Below are 17975 nucleotides of genomic sequence, written 5' to 3' on the forward strand. Positions count from 1 at the left end.
GGATATCACCTGAGAAATCCTGATGTCTCGATTTAGAAACCGGCCAGCACCAGCTTGCCGCGGGTGCGGCCGCTTTCCACCATGCCATGGACCTTGCGCAGGGTGGCTGCGTTGATCGGGCCCATGACTTCGGCCAAGGTGGTCCGCAGTGTACCGGCATCAACCAGACCCGCAACCTCGGCCAGCAGTTCATGTTGCGCCGCGATGTCGGGCGTCTGGAACATCGAGCGCGTGAACATGAACTCCCAGTGCACGCTCACGCTCTTGCGCTTGAACACCGAGATATCCAGCCCCTTGGGATCATCGATGAGGCCGAATTTTCCCTGCGGCGCCATCATCTCGGCGAAGGCGACGACATGCTGCATCGTCTCGGTGGTCGAGAAGATGTAGTCGATGCCGCTGCCGAAGCCGGCGGCCTTCACCTGCTCGGGCATTGGCTTGCCATGATCGATTACATGATGGGCACCAAGCTCTTTCACCCAGCTCTGGGTTTCCGGCCGCGAAGCGGTGGCCAGCACAGTCAGGCCGGTCAGCTGGCGCGCGAGCTGCACGGCGATCGAACCGACGCCGCCGGCACCACCCAGAATGAGCAGGCTTTTGCCCTTGCCTTCGCCTTTGCGGATGCCGAAGCGGTCGAACAGCATCTCCCAGGCGGTGATGGCGGTCAGCGGCAGGGCAGCGGCGGCGGGGAAGTCGAGCGATGCAGGCTTAGGGCCAACGATGCGCTCGTCGACCAGATGGAATTCCGCATTGGTGCCGCTACGAGTCAGATCGCCGGCATAGAAGACAGCATCGCCCGGCTTGAACAGCTTTGTCTCGGGACCGACGGCCTCCACCACACCGGCGGCATCGAAGCCCAGCACGCGAGCAGTGCCTTCGGCCGGGGCCATATTCCGCCGCACCTTGGTGTCGACCGGGTTCACCGATACCGCCATCACCTTCACCAGCAGGTCGCGGCCAGCCGGCTGCGGCTTGTCGAGCTTGATGTCGAGCAGGGCTTCGGGGTGATCGACGGGGTGAGAGGCCTTGTAGGCGACGGCTTTCATGACGGGCTCCGGAAAGGGGTAGAAGTGGACAGGGTGGACTATGGTGCAGTCTCATTCATATGAGAAATTGATAGTTGCTATTTTTATCATTCGTTTTAATTATTGATCCATGCGCTATCCCGATCTCGACCTCGACGCCCTGCGGTCCTTCGTAGCGATTGCCGAAGCTGGCGGCTTCACGGCGGCCGGTGACCTGTTGGGCCGCAGCCAGGCGGCCATGTCGATCAAGATCAAGAAGCTGGAGGAGGCGCTGGGGCGCCGGGTGTTCGAACGCACCAGCCGCTCGCTCAGTCTGACCCGTGATGGCGAGGTGCTGCTGGATTACGCCCGTCGCCTGCTGGAGCTCAACGACGAGACCGTGCGCCGTTTCGCGGAGCCCAATGCGGTCGGCGAAATCCGCCTCGGCGTGGTCGAGTATTTCGTGCCTAACCATCTGCCTGAAGTCTTGAGTCGCTTCGCCCGTGTCTATCCGCGCATCCATATCGACGTGAAGGTCGGCATGAGCAGCAACGTGATCGACGCGCTCGACAGCGGTCAGCTCGACCTGGTGATCGCCAAGCGCGACGAGGGCGAGACGCGCGGCCGCGCCATATGGCGCGAGAACCTGCAATGGGTCTGCGCGCCACAGTTCCAGCTGGACCTTTCCGTACCATTGCCGTTTTGTGCGCTGCCGCCGCCCTGCATTTTCCGCAGCCGCGGGCTGGAGGCGCTGAAAACCGCCGGTCATGCCTGGCGCGTGGTCTACACCAGCGAAAGCGGCATGGGTGTTCTGGCTGCTGCGCGCGCCGGTTTGGGCATTGCCGTGATGGGCGAGGGCAGTCTTACGCCCGAGTTGCGCCGCCTGCAGCCGGAAGACGGTTTTCCGGCGCTGGGCAGTGTCGAGCATGCAGTGTTTGGCGAAGGCGGTAACCAGAGCGATCTGAAAGCTGCCCTGGTCGGCTTCATCGAAGACAGCCTGCGGGCCTTGGCGGGGACCCGTCAGGCGGCCTAACCTGTCTCGTCGTTTTCCGATGAGAGTGCCCCCATGACCCGCGCTGCAGCAATCCAGGCCGCCACTGCCTATCTGGACGAGGGTGGTTTTGCCGCCGATCTCGCCCGCCGTGTCGCCATCCCGACCGAAAGCCAGAACCCGGAGCGCGCCAGTGCGCTGGGCGACTATGTCGAGAAGGAAATGCGCGCCAGTCTCGAGGCGCTCGGCTTTGAATGTGCGGTGCATCCCAATCCCTCACCAAAGGGCGGGCCATTCCTGGTGGCAACCCGCCGCGAGGCTGGTGCGACCAAGACGCTGTTCTCCTACGGCCATGGCGATGTGATCCGCGGCCAGGAAACGCAGTGGCGCGATGGCCTCAATCCCTGGGTGCTCACCCAGGATGGCGAAAAGCTCTATGGCCGCGGCACGGCCGATAACAAGGGCCAGCACACGGTCAACATCGCGGCGATGGCGGCGGTGCTGAAGGCACGCGGCGGCAAGTTCGGCTTCAATGTCGTGCTGCTGATCGAGACCGGCGAAGAGGTCGGTTCGCCCGGGCTGGATGCATTTTGCAAATCGCAGCGCGACAACTGGAAAGCCAACCTGTTTCTCGCCTCGGATGGTCCGCGCCTGTCGCCGGAACGGCCGACGCTCTATTGCGGCGCTCGCGGCGCACTGAACTTCGATCTCACGGTCGACCTGCGCAAGGGTGCGCATCATTCGGGCAACTGGGGCGGGCTGCTGGCTGACCCGGGCATCATCCTGGCGCATGCCATCGCCAGCATCGCCGGTCCCACCGGTCAGATTCGCGTGCCTGAATGGGTGCCGAGCGAACTGCCGGCCAATGTGAAGCGCGCGCTGGCCGATTGCGAAGTCAGCGGTGGCAGCGACGGCCCGCAGATCGATGCCTGGTGGGGCGAGCCGGGCCTGACGCCGGCCGAGCGCGTCTATGGCTGGTGCAGCTTCGACGTGCTGGCCTTCAAGACCGGCAACCCCGAGTTCCCCGTCAACGCCATTCCGGGCACGGCTTCGGCGCATTGCCAGATCAGGTTCGTCGTTGGCCCGGATTCCTCACAGTTCCTGCCGGCGCTGCGCCGGCATCTGGATCGCCACGGCTTCCCGCAGGTGCAGGTGGCGCAGGCGCGCGCTGAAATCTTCCGCGCGACCCGCCTCGATCCCGACCATCCCTATGTGAATTTCGCATTGGCCTCGGTGGAGAAGACCATGGGCCGCCGCCCGGCGCTGCTGCCCAACCTGGGCGGCTCGCTGCCCAACGAGGTCTTCGCCGAAACGCTGGGCCTGCCCACCGTGTGGATGCCGCATTCCTATGCGGCCTGTTCGCAGCATGCGCCGAACGAGCACATCCTGCTGCCGGTGATGCGCGAAGGGCTGCAGATGATGGCTGGCCTGCTGTGGGATCTGGGCGAGCCTGACGCCGCCGTCCTGCCGTCATAACGCCGGGTGGACTTCGCACTCAGTCTGAGCGGCTTGTTCGTCTGGTCGCTGCTGGCGGCGACGCTGGTGCCGCTGTCATCCGAGGCAGCTCTGGCTGCAGCGCATGCGGCTGCCATTGCACCACCGATAGTTCTGCTTGCGGTTGCGACAAGCGGAAATGTGCTGGGCGCGCTGATCAACTGGTCATTAGGTGTCTGGTGCCTGCGGTTTAAGCACAAACGCTGGTTTCCGATCAGCACTGTGCAACTGCAAAAAGCCCAGGATAGGTTCCAGCGATGGGGCGGTATAACGCTGCTTTTCTCTTGGATTCCCGTGGTCGGCGACCCGTTGACCTTTGCCGCCGGTGCCCTGCGATACCCTCTGGCCCGATTTTTGATAGTGGTTACCCTTGGAAAGGCAGCCCGTTACGCCATGGTTCTGTGGATAACGGATGTTGCCTTGCCGGTTTTTTTGGCGTCATGATGATCGGGACATGGCGCTGAGTAAACCGCAGTGCCCTCGTCGTAAAACAGGGAAAAGGCTAACTTCAATGACACTTCTGAAAACGATCGCGGCTGCGGCCGCATTGGCGTTTGTTGCACAAGGTGCGCAGGCAGGCGCGACTTTTGATGCCGTTAAGACCAAGGGCTTCGTGCAGTGCGGCATGAACGGCAGCGTCGGTGGCTTCGGGGCCCCGGACGCCAAGGGCGAAATGAAGGGCATCGACGTCGATCTTTGCAAGGCGGTTGCCGCCGCGATGTTCGGCGATGCCACCAAGGTGAAATTCACCCCGCTGACCGCGCAGCAGCGCTTCACCGCGCTGCAGTCGGGCGAAGTCGATCTGCTCGCCCGCAACACCACGCAGACTCTGTCGCGCGATGCTTCGCTGGGTCTGATCGGCGCTGGCGTGAACTACTATGACGGCCAGGGCTTCATCGTGACGAAGAAGCTGGGCGTCAAGAGCGCCAAGGAACTGAACGGCGCCACCGTCTGCGTGCAGCCGGGCACCACCACCGAACTGAACCTGGCCGACTACTTCCGCGCCAACCGCATCACGTTCAAGCCGGTTGTGATCGAGAAACTGGACGAAGTGGTTGCCGCTTATTCGGCCGGCCGCTGCGACTCCTACACCACCGACATCTCGGGTCTCGCATCCACCCGTGCGACCCAGCTGCCGAACCCCGATGACCATGTCATCCTGCCGGAAGTCATCTCCAAGGAGCCGCTCGGCCCGCTGGTCCGTCAGGGCGACGACACCTGGCTGGTCATGGTTCGCTGGACCCTCAACGCGATGATCGAGGCTGAGGAATACGGCATCACGTCGGCGAATGTCGATGAGATGCTGAAAAGCGACAACCCGAACATCAAGCGCATCCTCGGCGTCACGGCCGGCGGCGGCAAGGCGCTCGGCGTTGACGAGAAGTGGGCCTACAACATCATCAAGCAGGTAGGCAATTACGGCGAAAGCTTCGAGCGCAATGTCGGCAAGGGCAGCGCGCTGAAGCTCGATCGCGGCGTGAATGAACAGTGGACCAAGGGCGGCCTCCTGTATTCCTGGCCGATCCGTTAAGGGTTGAGGAGCGGGCGGAGTCGCGGGGTAATCAAACCCGGGATTCCGTCCGTGTCCTGCATAATCCGTCCGTGTCCTGCATAATATGTGACCTTCTGCAGACGGTACGGCGGCCCGGCCTGTGGATAACTGTGGTTATGTTGCTGGTTTTTGGGGCGTCATGATATTTAGGCAGGGTGTCCGGACCCCCCATAAACGCTCTGGCCACAGGTAGTACCTAGTCGAAATAGAGAAGGACTAACCCAATGAAACTTTTGCAATCGGCCGTCGCCGCGGCCGCCCTGATGTTCATCGCACAGGGTGCCCAGGCGGGCGCCAGCTTTGATGCCGTCAAGGCCAAGGGCTTTGTGCAGTGTGGTGTCCATACTGGCTTGGGCGGTTTCTCCGCTCCTGACGCGCAGGGCAACTGGAAGGGCCTCGATGTCGACATGTGCAAGGCGGTTGCCGCCGCCATGTTCGGCGATGCCACCAAGGTCAAGTACACGCCCGTCACCACCCAGCAGCGCTTCACCGCCCTGCAGTCGGGTGAGATCGATCTGCTCGCCCGCAACACGACGCAGACCCTGAGCCGCGATGGCTCGCTGGGCCTGATCGGCGCCGGCATCAACTACTATGACGGCCAGGGCTTCATCGTGACGAAGAAGCTGGGCGTCAAGAGCGCCAAGGAACTGAATGGCGCCACCGTCTGCGTGCAGCCGGGCACCACCACCGAACTGAACCTGGCCGACTACTTCCGCGCCAACAAGATCACGTTCAAGCCGGTTGTGATCGAGAAGCTGGACGAGCTGGTCGGCGCCTATTCGGCCGGCCGTTGCGATGCCTTCACCACAGACAAGTCGCAGCTCGCCGCGATCCGTTCGACGCAGCTGCCGAACGGCGATGACCACGTCATCCTGCCCGAGACGATCTCCAAGGAGCCGCTTGGCCCGATGGTGCGTCAGGGCGACGATGCCTGGCTGGTTGTTGTCCGCTGGGCGCTGAACGCGATGATCGAGGCTGAGGAATACGGCATCACCTCGAAGAACGTCGACGAGATGCTGAAGAGCGACAACCCGAACATCAAGCGCATCCTCGGTGTGACGCCTGGTGCCGGCAAGGCGCTCGGCGTTGACGAGAAGTGGGCCTACAACATCATCAAGCAGGTAGGCAATTACGGCGAAAGCTTCGAGCGTAACGTGGGCAAGGAAAGCCCGCTGAAGCTCGATCGCGGCGTGAACGCGCAGTGGTCGAACGGCGGCGCTCTGTACGCCTGGCCGATCCGTTAAGTCTGTGATGGTGACCGGCGGCGAAACAGGGCGCCGCCGGTCACTCATCTCAGGGTTTGTTTTTACAAGTCTAGCCATGGGGGGCACATGGCCAATAGCAAGCTAACCGGCGCGCAAGCCGCGCCGAAACGTCGACTGAGCTGGAACGATCCCGACGTCCGATCCGTCGTCTATCAGGTGGTGGCCATCGGACTGGTCGTTTGCATCGGCTGGTTCCTGATCTCGAACACGCTGCACAATCTGGCGGTTCGCAATATCTCCACCGGCTTCCACTTCCTGCAGCGCGAGGCGGGCTTTGCCATCGGCGAATCGCCGATCGCCTACGGGCCGGAAAACACCTACGCGCGCGCCATCCTGGTCGGCCTGCTGAACACACTGCGCATTGCGGTGGTCGGCATCATTCTGGCCACCCTCATCGGCACCGTCATTGGTATCGCGCGACTGTCGAAGAACTGGCTGATCGCCAAGCTCTCGATGATCTATGTCGAGGTGATCCGCAACGTGCCGCTGCTGCTGCAGCTGTTCTTCTGGTACGCGATCATCACCGAATCGATGCCCGGACCGCGTGACTCGCTTAAGCCCATTCCCGGCGTCTTCATCTCCAATCGCGGCATCAAGATTCCGTCGCCGACCGACCATGTCGCCTTCGACCTAGCAGCCGGCGGTTTCTTCCTCGCGCTGATCCTGATCGGCGTGGTGGTGCATTTCGCCAAGAAGCGCCAGGACGCCACCGGCAAGGCCTTCCCGATTTACCGCACGGCCATCGCCATGCTGTTCGGGCTGCCGCTGCTTGGCTGGCTGTTCGGCGGCGCGCCGATGGAACTGGATGTGCCGAAGCTGCAGGGCTTCAATTTCGTGGGCGGCGCGACACTGACCCCGGAATTCGCGGCGCTGCTGTTCGGCCTCGTGCTCTATACCGCCGGCTTCATCGCCGAGGTGGTGCGCGCTGGCATCCAGGCCGTGAATTACGGCCAGTGGGAGGCGGCAGGGGCGCTCGGCCTGAGCCGCAGCCAGACGCTGCGCCTGATCGTGTTGCCGCAGTCGCTGCGCGTGATCATTCCGCCGATGACCAGCCAGTATCTGAACCTGACCAAGAACAGCTCGCTGGCTGTGGCGATCGGATATCCCGATATTGTCTCGGTCGCCAACACGACGCTGAACCAGACTGGTCAGGCCATCGAAGGCATTATGATCATCATGGCGGTGTATCTCAGCATCAGTCTGTCGATCTCGGTCTTCATGAACTGGTACAACAAACATATAGCCCTGGTGGAGCGGTAAGATGAGCACAGCTTCCGAAACCATGGCGCCGCCGAACAGCTCCACCGGGCCGATTGCCTGGCTGCGTGACCGGCTTTTCTCGACGCCACTGAACGCGATCCTGACCGTCATTGCGGCGACGATCCTGATCTTCTCGTTGCCGCCATTCGTCGAGTGGGCGCTGATCAAGGCCAGCTTCACGGCCTCCAGCTCGCAGGAATGCCGCGCCGGCGGCGGTGCATGCTGGGCCTTCATCGGGCAGAAATACCGCCTGATGCTGTTCGGCCTGTATCCCTATGACGAGCAGTGGCGCCCGCTGATCGCGGCCATCATGCTGATCTGCATGATTGTCATGAGCTGCATGCAGCGCTTCTGGAACAAGAGCCTGCTGTATATCTGGGTCGGTGGTCTGGTCTCGGTCGCCGTCCTGATGTGGGGCGGCATCCTGGGCCTGCGCTATGTCGAGGACACGCTCTGGGGCGGCCTGCCGCTGACGCTGATCCTGTCCACCTTCGGCATCGCCATCGCATTCCCGTTCGGGCTGATGCTGGCGTTGGGTCGCCGGTCCAAGATGCCGGCGATCAAGACGATCTGCGTGCTCTATATCGAGCTCATCCGCGGCGTGCCCCTGATCAGCATGCTGTTCATGTCCTCGGTCATGCTGCCGCTGTTCCTGCCCGAGGGCTTCAGCATCGACAAGCTGCTGCGCGCCCAGATCGCCATCATCCTGTTTGCCGCGGCCTATCTGGCCGAGGTGGTGCGCGGCGGTCTGCAGGCGATCCCGAAGGGGCAGTATGAGGGCGCGGAATCGCTGGGCCTCAGCTTCTACCAGCAGTCCCGCCTGATCATCCTGCCGCAGGCACTCAAGATCGTGATCCCGCCGCTGGTCAGCCTGTTCATCGCGGTGTTCAAGGACACCTCGCTGGTGGTGATCATCGGCATCTATGACCTGATGCAGTCGACCAAGGTGTCGCTCACCGATCCCGCCTGGCGCGGCTTCTCGATCGAGGCCTATATCTTCGTCTCTCTCATCTATTTCGTCTTTTGCTACTCGATGTCCAAGTACAGCCGGAGGCTCGAAGAGCGTCTGGCCACCGGACACAAGCGCTGAAGGAACCGTTGAACATGGCTGGTCCCGTTATCGAACTGCAGAGCGTCAACAAGTGGTATGGCGAATTCCACGTGTTGCGGAACATCAACCTCAACGTCAAGAAGGGCGAGCGTATCGTCGTCTGCGGGCCGTCCGGCTCCGGCAAGTCGACCATGATCCGCTGCATCAATCGCCTGGAAGAGCACCAGAAGGGCCATATCATCGTCGATGGCACCGAGCTGACCAACGACCTGAAAAACATCGACGCGATCCGCCGCGAAGTGGGCATGGTGTTCCAGCACTTCAATCTCTTCCCGCATCTTACCGTGCTGGAAAACCTGACGCTGGGCCCGATCTGGGTGCTGCGTCAGCCCAAGGCGGAAGCCGAAGCCACCGCGATGAAGTATCTCAGCCGCGTGCGCATCCCCGAGCAGGCCAACAAGTATCCGGGCCAGCTTTCGGGCGGCCAGCAGCAGCGCGTCGCCATCGCGCGGTCGCTTTGCATGAACCCCAAGATCATGCTGTTCGATGAGCCGACCTCGGCGCTCGATCCGGAAATGGTCAAGGAAGTGCTGGATGTCATGGTCGGCCTGGCCCAGGAAGGCGGCATGACCATGCTCTGCGTGACTCACGAGATGGGCTTCGCCCGCAAGGTGGCCGATCGCGTGATCTTCATGGATCGCGGCGAGATCATCGAGCAGAACACGCCCGATGAGTTCTTCTCGAATCCGCAGAACGAACGCACCAAGCTGTTCCTCAGCCAGATCCTGCACTGAGCGGCCATGACGTAACTGCCCCGTTTACATGGACGGGGCAGAGCGGTGACGACGTAAGCGCGGTCCATACCCGTCTTTGACATTCGGGTGATGTGATCGCGCTTCGTCATTTGGATCGCTGAAACCCGTGATAGGCTTCTCTCCATAATAAAAAGGGGAGGAGCATCATGCGTCGCATTGTCCTTGGTCTTCTTGCCGGCCTTGTTGCCGTTGCCGCCGGGCCTACCATCGCCCAGTTGCCCAATGTCGATCCCGTCAATCAGTACCGTCTGATCGGTCCATCCGGTCGCAGCGACAACCGCTGCATCGGCCAGACCGATACGCCGGTCTGCGCCGTCGAAACCCTGCTGGCCTGCTTTGCCCGCCGCGACACGGATCTGTGCCGCAAGGTCTGGTCGGTCGGTCCGGTCGGTCTGGGCTTCGAGGGGACGGAGCATCTCGGCTACTGGTGGAGCTACCGGATCGCGGCCGTCGAGGCGCCATCCGGCGACGAAGCAGTGATCGCTGTTGCCGGCCGCAACTGCGGCTTCCAGATGGAAGAGCCGGATTGCTTCACCACGCCGGCGCCGCCCACGCGCTATCATCTGCGCCGCACCAACGGTCAGTGGAGGGTGCTGGACTGGCAGTCGCAGCCGGGCGACCCGACGCCTCTGCAGCGATAGGGAACTGCCGTTTCCCGGCTTCCGTTGTACTCTGGCCCGCCTGACTGCGGACCAAGAGGACACCATGAATCGTCTGTTCGATATCCTGCGCCACATGCCGGCGGGCTGGCGCCTGCTGATTTGCCTGTGCATCGGTGCGGGCATCTTCCTCTGGCCGTTCCAGCCCGATGATCCGATGGTGCATGCGGGCGCCGCCTGGGTGGCGGGCGTTCTGCTGTTTCTCGGCTGGACCGTATATGCGGTGAACAACATCTCGATCGCCCAGCTGCGTAAACGCGCTCGCGATCTGGACGACAGCGCCTGGGTGGTCTCGATGCTGGTGGTGATCGCCGCCATGATCAGCCTGCTGGCGCTCGGCCTGATCATCTATGGTAAGGGGACGGCGGAAGGGCTGATCCTGGGGCTGCGGCTGGGCTTTGGTGGTGCCAGCATGATCTGCGCCTGGTTCCTGATCCACACCGTGCTGGCGCTGCACTATGCGCATCTCTATTACGGCGACGAGGCTGGTGACGGGAAGAAAGAAGACCGCCGCGGGCTCGACTTCCCGGGCAAGGGCGATCCGGACTACTGGGATTTCGCCTATTATTCCTTCGTCATCGGGATGACCTGCCAGGTCTCGGATGTTTCCACCCAGTCGCGCGGCATGCGGCGATTGACGCTGGCGCATAGCATCGTGTCGTTCTTTTTCAATACGACCGTGATTGCGCTGACCGTGAACCTGATCGCCAGTAATTAAAGCGGCAGCAGATAGCGCATGACGACGGCGACGATCATGCCGATCAGAATGGCGGTCATCGACTTGCGCAGCACCAGCATGGCGACGATGGCGGTTGCAAGCCCGGCCCACATCGCCGGGTCGCCTTTCATGGCGGCAGCGGTGACGATGGCGACCAGCACGCCGCCGGCCATGTGGCGCAGGAAGCGCTCCAGCCGCGGCGAGATGGTGACATAGCTCATCATCCAGAAACCGCCGACGCGGGTCAGCAGCGTGGCGAGCGCCATGCCGGCGATGGCGATCACGGCGGCGGTGTTGAAGGTCAGGAATTCAGTCATTGCGGCCGCCCCACAAACTGGCAAGGCCGGCGCAGGCGCCGCCGATCAGGATGTACCAGTTGCCCGGCAGCCAGAGCAGGGCCGCGATGGTCCCGGCCACGGCGGCGATCCAGGGCAGGATGTCGCTGCGATCACGATAGAGGCCGATGACTGAAGTGGCGAAGACGCCGGCGATCAGCACGTCGAGGCCCCAGCGCTTCACGTCCAGGCCACCAGCACCGGCAAATGCCCCCAGCACCGTTCCGCCCACCCAGATCGGCCATTGCATGATCACGGTGCCCAGCAGGATACCCAGATCGCGACGGCCATTGGTCATCGCCTGCAGCGTGATGGCCCAGCCCGCATCGGTCATGCCGCTGGCGATAGGCAGCACCCAGCGGAGCGGCAGGTTGGCGATATAGGGCTGCATGGCCGCACCCATCACGATATGCCGGGCATTGACCAGGAAGCCGGTCAGGATGATGGCCAGCACGGGCAACGGCGCGGCGCTCCACAGACTCAGCACCGCGAACTGCGCGCTGCCGGCAAAGGCGGCCGCGCTCATCAAGGTCGCTTCGCCCGGCGACATGGTGACGCCAACCGCGGCTGCGCCAAATGCGATGCCGAAGGGCAATGCGCTAACACTGAAGGGCAGGGTCAGCTTCATGCCATACCAGACGCCTTCACGCGTGAAGACGCCCCCAGATGCATGGGCGGCAGAATCGGGCGTTTGTATATTCATGGGGCGCAAACTAGGGATTGGCGTGCGGGCAGTCAACCGGTATGATGGTTATATGACGAAGACGCTGCCCATCCTCGAACTCAGCCTGCATGGCGGTCATCCGGCGCTGGATTACGTCAATACCGTCGACTGGCGCGACCGACCGGTGGACGAGGGCGGAGCGGTGGAGATGATGACCTCCTACGCGGCACTGCTGGCCTGGTGCCGGCGCTGCGGCATCATCGGGGCATCGACCGAAACCGAGCTCGAGCGTCAGGCTGCAGCCGCCCCATCCAGAGCGACAGCGATACTGACCGAAGCCATCGCACTGCGCGAGGCACTGCATGGTCTGACCAGGGCCGCGCGTCTGAGCAAGACCGCAAGGTCCGCCGATCTGGATATCCTGAACACATGCCTGCTGCGCTATCCCGAAGGCCGCAGTATCGCGCCATCGGGGCAGCGCTTTGTCTGGAAGTCGCATGGCGACGGCCTCGCGCTCGGCTCGCCGCTGGGCGCCATTGCGCGTCTGGCGGCCGAACTGCTGGTGACGGCGGAGCCAGCCAGCATCCGCTGCTGTCCCGGGCCAGGCTGCGGCTGGCTGTTCCATGACAGCAGCCCGAACAAACGCCGCCGCTGGTGCTCGATGGAAAGCTGCGGCAACCGCGCCAAGGCGCGCCGCCACTACGAACGGGTGAAAACAGCTCATTAGAGCTCGATCCGGAACTTTGCGGCTGGGCTTTCATTGGAATCATTCCAGTGAAGTGACCAGCAGCAGAGGTGGACAATGGCTAAGGCCCCGAATAAAGCCGCGCCGGCAAAGGCAGCGGCAAAGAAAACCGTTGTCGGCAAGGGTGGCGAGACGCATCAGCAGGCCAGCGCCACCGATGGCCGCGATCGCCTGACCACCAATCAGGGCACGGTCATCGCGGATAATCAGAATTCGCTGAAGATCGGTGCGCGCGGTCCGACGCTGCTGGAAGATTTCATCCTGCGCGAGAAGATCACGCATTTCGATCACGAGCGTATTCCCGAACGCATCGTGCATGCCCGTGGCTCGGGCGCGCATGGCTATTTCCAGGTCTACAAGGACCAGAGCGCCCTGACCAAGGCGGCCTTCCTGCAGAATCCACGCGAAAAGACCAAGGTCTTTGTGCGCTTCTCCACCGTGGCTGGCGGCGCGGGCTCGCCCGATACGGTGCGCGATGTTCGCGGCTTTGCCGTGAAGTTCTATACGTCTGAAGGCAACTTCGATCTGGTTGGCAACAACATCCCGGTCTTCTTCATCCAGGATGCGATGAAATTCCCGGATCTGGTTCATTCCGTGAAGATGGAGCCCGACCGCGCCTTCCCGCAGGCGGCCTCGGCCCATGACACCTTCTGGGACTTTGCCTCACTGATGCCCGAGACCACTCATATGCTGATGTGGGCGATGTCGGATCGCGGCATTCCGCGCAGCTATCGCATGATGGAAGGCTTCGGTGTCCATACCTTCCGCTTCGTCAATGCCAAGGGCAAATCCACCTTCGTGAAATTCCACTGGCGGCCGACCATTGGCTCGGTCTCGCTGATCTGGGACGAAGCCGTGAAGCTGGCCGGCGCGGATTACGACTTCCATCGCCGTGACCTGTGGAACGCCATCGAGGCTGGCGATTTCCCGGAATTCGAACTCGGCATTCAGGCTTTCGATGAAAAGACCGCTGATGCGCTGGGCTTCGACGTGCTCGATCCCACCAAGGTGATCCCCGAGGAAATGATCCCGGTGACCATGATCGGCAAGCTGGTGCTGGACCGCAATCCTGACAACTTCTTCGCCGAGACCGAGCAGGTGGCTTTCCATCCGGGCCATATCGTGCCGGGCATCGACTTCAGCAACGATCCGCTGCTACAGGGCCGGCTGCATTCCTATCTCGACACCCAGCTCAGCCGCCTCGGCGGTCCGAACTTCCATGAAATTCCGATCAACCGGCCGGTCTGCCCGATGCGCAACTTCCAGCGCGACGGCATCCATCGCATGGACGTGCCAAAGGGGCGCGTCGCCTATGAACCGAACAGCCTTGATCCGGACAGCCCGCGCGAACATCCCACGGCGGGTTTCAGTTCATTCCCCGAGACCGTGAACGACGACAAGCTGCGGGCGCGGCCGGAAAGCTTCGCCGACCATTACAGCCATGCGCGGCTGTTCTGGCTGTCGATGACGCCGCCGGAACAGACCCATATCGTCAGCGCCTTCGCCTTCGAGCTGGCCAAGGTTGAGACCATCGCCATCCGCCGCCGCATGCTGGGCCGGCTGAAGCTGGTGCACACCGATCTCTGCGGTCAGGTGGAAGCGGCGCTGGGCATGGAAGGGCAGGCCGAGACGCTGACGCCCGCCGTGCCGGCCAAGACCATGAAGCCGTCCAAGGCGCTCAGCCTGATCGCCAAGGCGCCGCCCACCATCAAGGGCCGCAAGATCGGCGTGCTGCTGACCGATGGCGGCGATGCGGCATTGCTGGCCGCCGTGCAGAAGGCGGCGCAGACCGAAGGCGCGATGGTCGAGATCGTGGCGCCGAAGATCGGCGGCGCCAAGCTCAGCGACGGCAGCAAGGTGCCGGCCAATCACACCATCTCGGGCGGGCCGTCGGTGCTGTTCGATGCGGTCGTGCTGCTGCCGTCCGCCGATGGCGTGAAGAAACTGGTGCGTGAAGCCGGTGCAGTGGCCTGGGTGCATGATGCTTTCAGCCATCTGAAGGTGATCGGCCATGTCGCCGCAGCCAAGCCGCTGATGGACAAGGCCGGCGTCGAGCCCGATGACGGCATCGTGGCGCTGGAAGGCAAGGGTGGCATGAAGGCTTTCACCGCTGCCGCCTGCCAGCATCGCATCTGGGCGCGCGAGCCGAAGCTTCGTAGTCCAGGCTGATCAGCGGCGCGGATCGAACAGAGCTTCGCGCGTCTGGTACGGCCGGAAACCGATCTTCTGGTAAAGCGGCAACGCCGTCGGGTGATCGAGGTTGCAGGTGTTCACCAGCAGCCGCTGCGTGCCATGGGAAAATGCTTGCCGCACGCCGGCGCGCAGCAGCCACGGGCCGAGGCCACGTCCGAAAAATTCCGGCGCCAGGCCGAAATAGGCGATGTTGATCGGCCGGCGCGGATCGCTGCCCTCGTCGCGACGGTCGAGCTCGATATAGCCGGCCGGCACGCCGCCGACATACGGCACCCAGATTTCCACCAGCGGATCGGTGATGATCTGGCCGAGCGCGACATCGCTCAGGCGATGGCGGTCGAGCCAGTGCCAGGCGCGGCCGACGGTATCGTAGAGGTAGCGGTAGAAACCGACGGTGGGCTTGTCCAGCCGCAGCAGGGCGAGTTTCGGCACCAGCGGCGCGCGGTCGCTGCCCTCGGGCAGGTTTTTCAGCATTTCGAGATAGACGACGGTGACGTTGTAGCGTCCGTCATCAAGCAGCATGGCCGGCGGCAGCCGGAAGATCGCCGGCGCAACCGTGTTCTGATCGGTATGGCGGGCTTCGGCCATGGCGCTCCGGTCAGGGCTTGTTGAGTTCTGCCGGCAGGTCGGCGCGGCCGCCCCATTCGGTCCAGGAGCCATCATAGACGGCATTCTGGCGATGGCCCAGCAGATGCAGACCCAGCATCAGGATGCAGGCCGACACACCCGAGCCGCAGGTGGTCGTGGTCGGCTTGGCCAGGTCGACGCCGGCCGTGGTGAAGATATCCTTCAGCGCATCGGCGGACTGGAATAGGCCGGTTTTGGGATCGGTCATCAGCGATGACGGCACGTTCAGCGAACCGGGGATATGGCCGCCGCGCAGGCCGACACGCGGCTCGGCTTCGGTGCCTTCAAAGCGCCCCTTGCTGCGGGCATCCACCACCTGCTCGCGCGGTGCGCTCATGTTGGCGCGCATCTGGTCGACGTCACGCACCAGCAGGTCGTTGCGGCGGGCAGTAAAATGCCGTTCGCGCGGCATCGGTGGCAGGTCCTCCACCGGACGGCCTTCGGCTTTCCATTTCTTGAAGCCGCCGTTCAGCACGGCGACATCGGTATGGCCGAAGACACGGAACATCCACCAGGCGCGCGGGGCGGAGAGGTGATTATCCGAGCCGTCATACACCACGATACGGTTGCCGTCGCCGATCCCCAGCCGCCGCATGCGCGAGGCGAATTTTTCCGGGCTGGGCAGCATATGCGGCAGCGGCACGTCGGTGTCGGCGATCTCGTCGATATCGAAGAACACCGCGCCGGGGATATGCGCATCGGCATATTCGGCTTTGCCATTGCGGCTCATGGTCGGCAGGTACCAGGAGGCATCGACGATGCGCAAATCAGGCGCCCTCAGGTGCTCGGCCAGCCATTCGGTCGATACCAGCGCGTCCGGATTGACGTAGTTCATCATGCTGCTCCCTGATTGCGGTCTTCAGGCCGCGAATTCGATATTCACCCGGCGGTTCTGCCGGCCCTTGTTCTCAACCTTGCGCACGACCACCGGACCGATCTCGCCGGTCTGCTTCACATGAGTGCCGCCGCAGGCCTGCAGGTCGAGCGGTCGCTCGACGCCCACCACCTCGATCAACCGTACCTTGCCCAGACCCATCGGCGGCTTCACCGCCATGGTCTTCACCAGATCGGGGCTGGACAGCAGTTCATCGTCGGTGATCCAGCGCGATGTCACGGCATGATCGGCGGTGATCAGTTCGTTCAGCTTCGTCGTCAGTGTGTCCTTGTCCGGGATACTGTCGGCCATGTCGAAATCCAGCCGGCCCTTGCCGTCGCCGACTTGGCCGCCGGTCACGGGGAAGGGCACCAGCGCCGACAACAGGTGCAGGCAGGTATGCATGCGCATCAGGCGATGCCGCCGCGCCCAGTCGAGTTCCAGCTTGCCCTTGCCGCCCACTTTCAGTGCCGCCGTGCCGCCGGCCGGCACATGGATGATGCCGTCGGGGCCATCGCCCTTGCGGGTATCGGCGATCTCGACGATCTCGCCACCTTCCAGCACGAAGCGGCCGACATCGCCGGGCTGGCCGCCGCCCATCGGGTAGAAGATGGTGCGGTTGGTCTGGAAGCCGCGTTCGTCGATGGCGGTGATCACCGCCTCGCAGCTTGTCAGATAGGCATCGTCGCGGAACAGGAAGTCGGTCATGGGATCAGGCCATCCAGGGCGGGACAGGCAGGTTCTTGGAACGCAGAAATTCCGGATTGAACATCTTGCTCTGATAGCGCGCGCCGCCATCGGCCAGAATGGTCACGATGGTGTGGCCCGGCCCCATTTTCTTGGCGAGGCGTATCGCGGCAGCCACGTTGATGCCGGTCGAGCCGCCCAGCACCAGGCCTTCATGCTGCACCAGGTCGAACACCACGGGCAGGGCTTCCTCGTCGGTGATCTGGAAGGCGTCGTCGGGCGTGATGCCTTCCAGGTTGGCAGTGATGCGGCCCTGGCCGATGCCTTCGGTGATCGAGCTGCCTTCGGCTTTCAGTTCGCCATGCTTGTAGTAGTGATAGAGCGCCGCGCCCATCGGATCGGCCAGCGCCACCTGTACCTTCGGATTGCGTTCTTTCAGCGCCATCAGAATGCCGGCGAACGTGCCGCCCGAACCGACCGCGCAGGTGAAACCATCGACCTTGCCATTCGTCTGGTCCCAGATCTCCGGGCCGGTCGTGCGGTAATGCGCCTCGCGGTTGGCGACGTTATCGAACTGCTGGGCCCAGATCGCGCCGTTGGGCTCGGTCTTGTTCAGCTCTTCGGCCAGACGGCCGGAATATTTCACGTAGTTGTTCGGATCCTTGTAGGGCACGGCTGGTACCAGACGCAGGTCGGCGCCGCACAGGCGCAGGAAATCCTTCTTCTCCTGGCTCTGGGTATCCGGCATCACGATCACGGATTTGAAGCCCATGGCATTGGCCACCAGCGCCAGGCCGATGCCGGTATTGCCGGCAGTGCCTTCCACGATGGTGCCGCCGGGGCGCAGCGCGCCGCGCTTGATCGCATCCTGCACGATGAACAGGGCCGCGCGGTCCTTGACCGAGCCGCCGGGATTCATGAACTCGGCTTTGCCGAGGATGTTGCAGCCGGTGAGGTCCGAGGCTGCTTTCAGGCGAATAAGGGGGGTCTTGCCGATGCTGTCGATGAAGTCTTTACGGATGTCCATGCCGGGCTCGGTCT

At 63.0% G+C, this 17975-nt stretch carries 19 protein-coding genes; 12 read left to right on the forward strand and 7 right to left on the reverse strand.

All coding sequences use genetic code 11. The features are described 5' to 3' along the window. Positions 1–32: 32 nt before the first annotated feature. Entirely contained in the window at positions 33–1046 is a 1014-nt protein-coding gene (locus AC1RRE_RS11160) for a zinc-binding alcohol dehydrogenase family protein (RefSeq protein ID WP_492981208.1), read from the reverse strand. A gap of 109 nt (positions 1047–1155) precedes the next feature. Between AC1RRE_RS11160 and AC1RRE_RS11165 the strand changes: the two genes are divergently transcribed. The 10 genes from AC1RRE_RS11165 (at position 1156) to AC1RRE_RS11210 (ending at position 10809) form a co-directional block, all read left to right on the forward strand. Next, complete coding sequence (locus tag AC1RRE_RS11165; RefSeq protein ID WP_492981209.1) at positions 1156–2037, forward strand: LysR substrate-binding domain-containing protein; 882 nt, start codon at positions 1156–1158, stop codon at positions 2035–2037. Between the two features lie 33 nt (positions 2038–2070). Next, positions 2071–3471, forward strand: coding sequence for a M20 family metallopeptidase (locus tag AC1RRE_RS11170; protein WP_492981210.1), 1401 nt, complete (start codon positions 2071–2073; stop codon positions 3469–3471). Between the two features lie 6 nt (positions 3472–3477). Then, the gene (locus AC1RRE_RS11175) at positions 3478–3933 is read left to right on the forward strand and encodes a YqaA family protein (RefSeq protein ID WP_492981211.1); all 456 of its coding nucleotides are present in this window, start codon (positions 3478–3480) and stop codon (positions 3931–3933) included. A gap of 67 nt (positions 3934–4000) precedes the next feature. Next, a complete protein-coding gene (locus tag AC1RRE_RS11180; protein ID WP_492981212.1) occupies positions 4001–5020 on the forward strand; it encodes an amino acid ABC transporter substrate-binding protein in 1020 nt (339 codons plus the stop codon). Between the two features lie 245 nt (positions 5021–5265). Further along, positions 5266–6285 (forward strand): amino acid ABC transporter substrate-binding protein, encoded by a 1020-nt coding sequence (locus AC1RRE_RS11185; RefSeq protein ID WP_492981213.1) that lies wholly within the window; start codon positions 5266–5268, stop codon positions 6283–6285. Positions 6286–6372: 87 nt separating this feature from the next. Then, on the forward strand, positions 6373–7566 hold the full coding sequence (locus AC1RRE_RS11190) for an amino acid ABC transporter permease (RefSeq protein WP_492981214.1): 1194 nt from the start codon (positions 6373–6375) through the stop codon (positions 7564–7566). Between the two features lies 1 nt (position 7567). Further along, on the forward strand, positions 7568–8656 hold the full coding sequence (locus AC1RRE_RS11195) for an amino acid ABC transporter permease (RefSeq protein ID WP_492981215.1): 1089 nt from the start codon (positions 7568–7570) through the stop codon (positions 8654–8656). A 14-nt stretch (positions 8657–8670) separates the two neighbouring features. After that, positions 8671–9411, forward strand: a complete 741-nt coding sequence (locus tag AC1RRE_RS11200) for an amino acid ABC transporter ATP-binding protein (protein ID WP_492981216.1) — start codon at positions 8671–8673, stop codon at positions 9409–9411. Between the two features lie 167 nt (positions 9412–9578). Further along, the gene (locus AC1RRE_RS11205; RefSeq protein WP_492981217.1) at positions 9579–10073 is read left to right on the forward strand and encodes a hypothetical protein; all 495 of its coding nucleotides are present in this window, start codon (positions 9579–9581) and stop codon (positions 10071–10073) included. Between the two features lie 64 nt (positions 10074–10137). Continuing rightward, on the forward strand, positions 10138–10809 hold the full coding sequence (locus AC1RRE_RS11210; RefSeq protein WP_492981218.1) for a DUF1345 domain-containing protein: 672 nt from the start codon (positions 10138–10140) through the stop codon (positions 10807–10809). On the opposite strand, the gene AC1RRE_RS11215 is transcribed toward AC1RRE_RS11210, so the two are convergent. After that, positions 10806–11126, reverse strand: coding sequence for an AzlD family protein (locus AC1RRE_RS11215; RefSeq protein WP_492981219.1), 321 nt, complete (start codon positions 11124–11126; stop codon positions 10806–10808). The genes AC1RRE_RS11210 and AC1RRE_RS11215 overlap by 4 nt on opposite strands. Next, a complete protein-coding gene (locus AC1RRE_RS11220) occupies positions 11119–11847 on the reverse strand; it encodes an AzlC family ABC transporter permease (protein WP_492981220.1) in 729 nt (242 codons plus the stop codon). The genes AC1RRE_RS11215 and AC1RRE_RS11220 overlap by 8 nt, the downstream gene beginning before the upstream one ends. Before the next feature lie 52 nt (positions 11848–11899). On the opposite strand from AC1RRE_RS11220, the gene AC1RRE_RS11225 reads away from it, so the two are divergent. Continuing rightward, positions 11900–12535, forward strand: coding sequence for a CGNR zinc finger domain-containing protein (locus AC1RRE_RS11225; protein ID WP_492981221.1), 636 nt, complete (start codon positions 11900–11902; stop codon positions 12533–12535). A 75-nt stretch (positions 12536–12610) separates the two neighbouring features. Then, positions 12611–14722, forward strand: coding sequence for a catalase (locus AC1RRE_RS11230; RefSeq protein WP_492981222.1), 2112 nt, complete (start codon positions 12611–12613; stop codon positions 14720–14722). Here AC1RRE_RS11230 and AC1RRE_RS11235 read toward each other — a convergent pair whose 3' ends face one another. From AC1RRE_RS11235 to AC1RRE_RS11250, 4 genes are read right to left on the reverse strand one after another with little or no spacing between them, the layout of a single operon-like run. Further along, positions 14723–15334 (reverse strand): GNAT family N-acetyltransferase, encoded by a 612-nt coding sequence (locus tag AC1RRE_RS11235; RefSeq protein WP_492981223.1) that lies wholly within the window; start codon positions 15332–15334, stop codon positions 14723–14725. Between the two features lie 10 nt (positions 15335–15344). Next, a complete protein-coding gene (gene sseA / locus AC1RRE_RS11240; RefSeq protein WP_492981224.1) occupies positions 15345–16211 on the reverse strand; it encodes a 3-mercaptopyruvate sulfurtransferase in 867 nt (288 codons plus the stop codon). A 21-nt stretch (positions 16212–16232) separates the two neighbouring features. After that, the gene (locus tag AC1RRE_RS11245; protein WP_492981225.1) at positions 16233–16955 is read right to left on the reverse strand and encodes an alanyl-tRNA editing protein; all 723 of its coding nucleotides are present in this window, start codon (positions 16953–16955) and stop codon (positions 16233–16235) included. 4 nt (positions 16956–16959) lie between these two features. Further along, positions 16960–17961, reverse strand: coding sequence for a cysteine synthase A (locus tag AC1RRE_RS11250; RefSeq protein WP_492981226.1), 1002 nt, complete (start codon positions 17959–17961; stop codon positions 16960–16962). Positions 17962–17975: the final 14 nt, after the last annotated feature.

The sequence above is a fragment of the Ferrovibrio sp. GW821-FHT12D07 genome, from assembly GCF_058807275.1.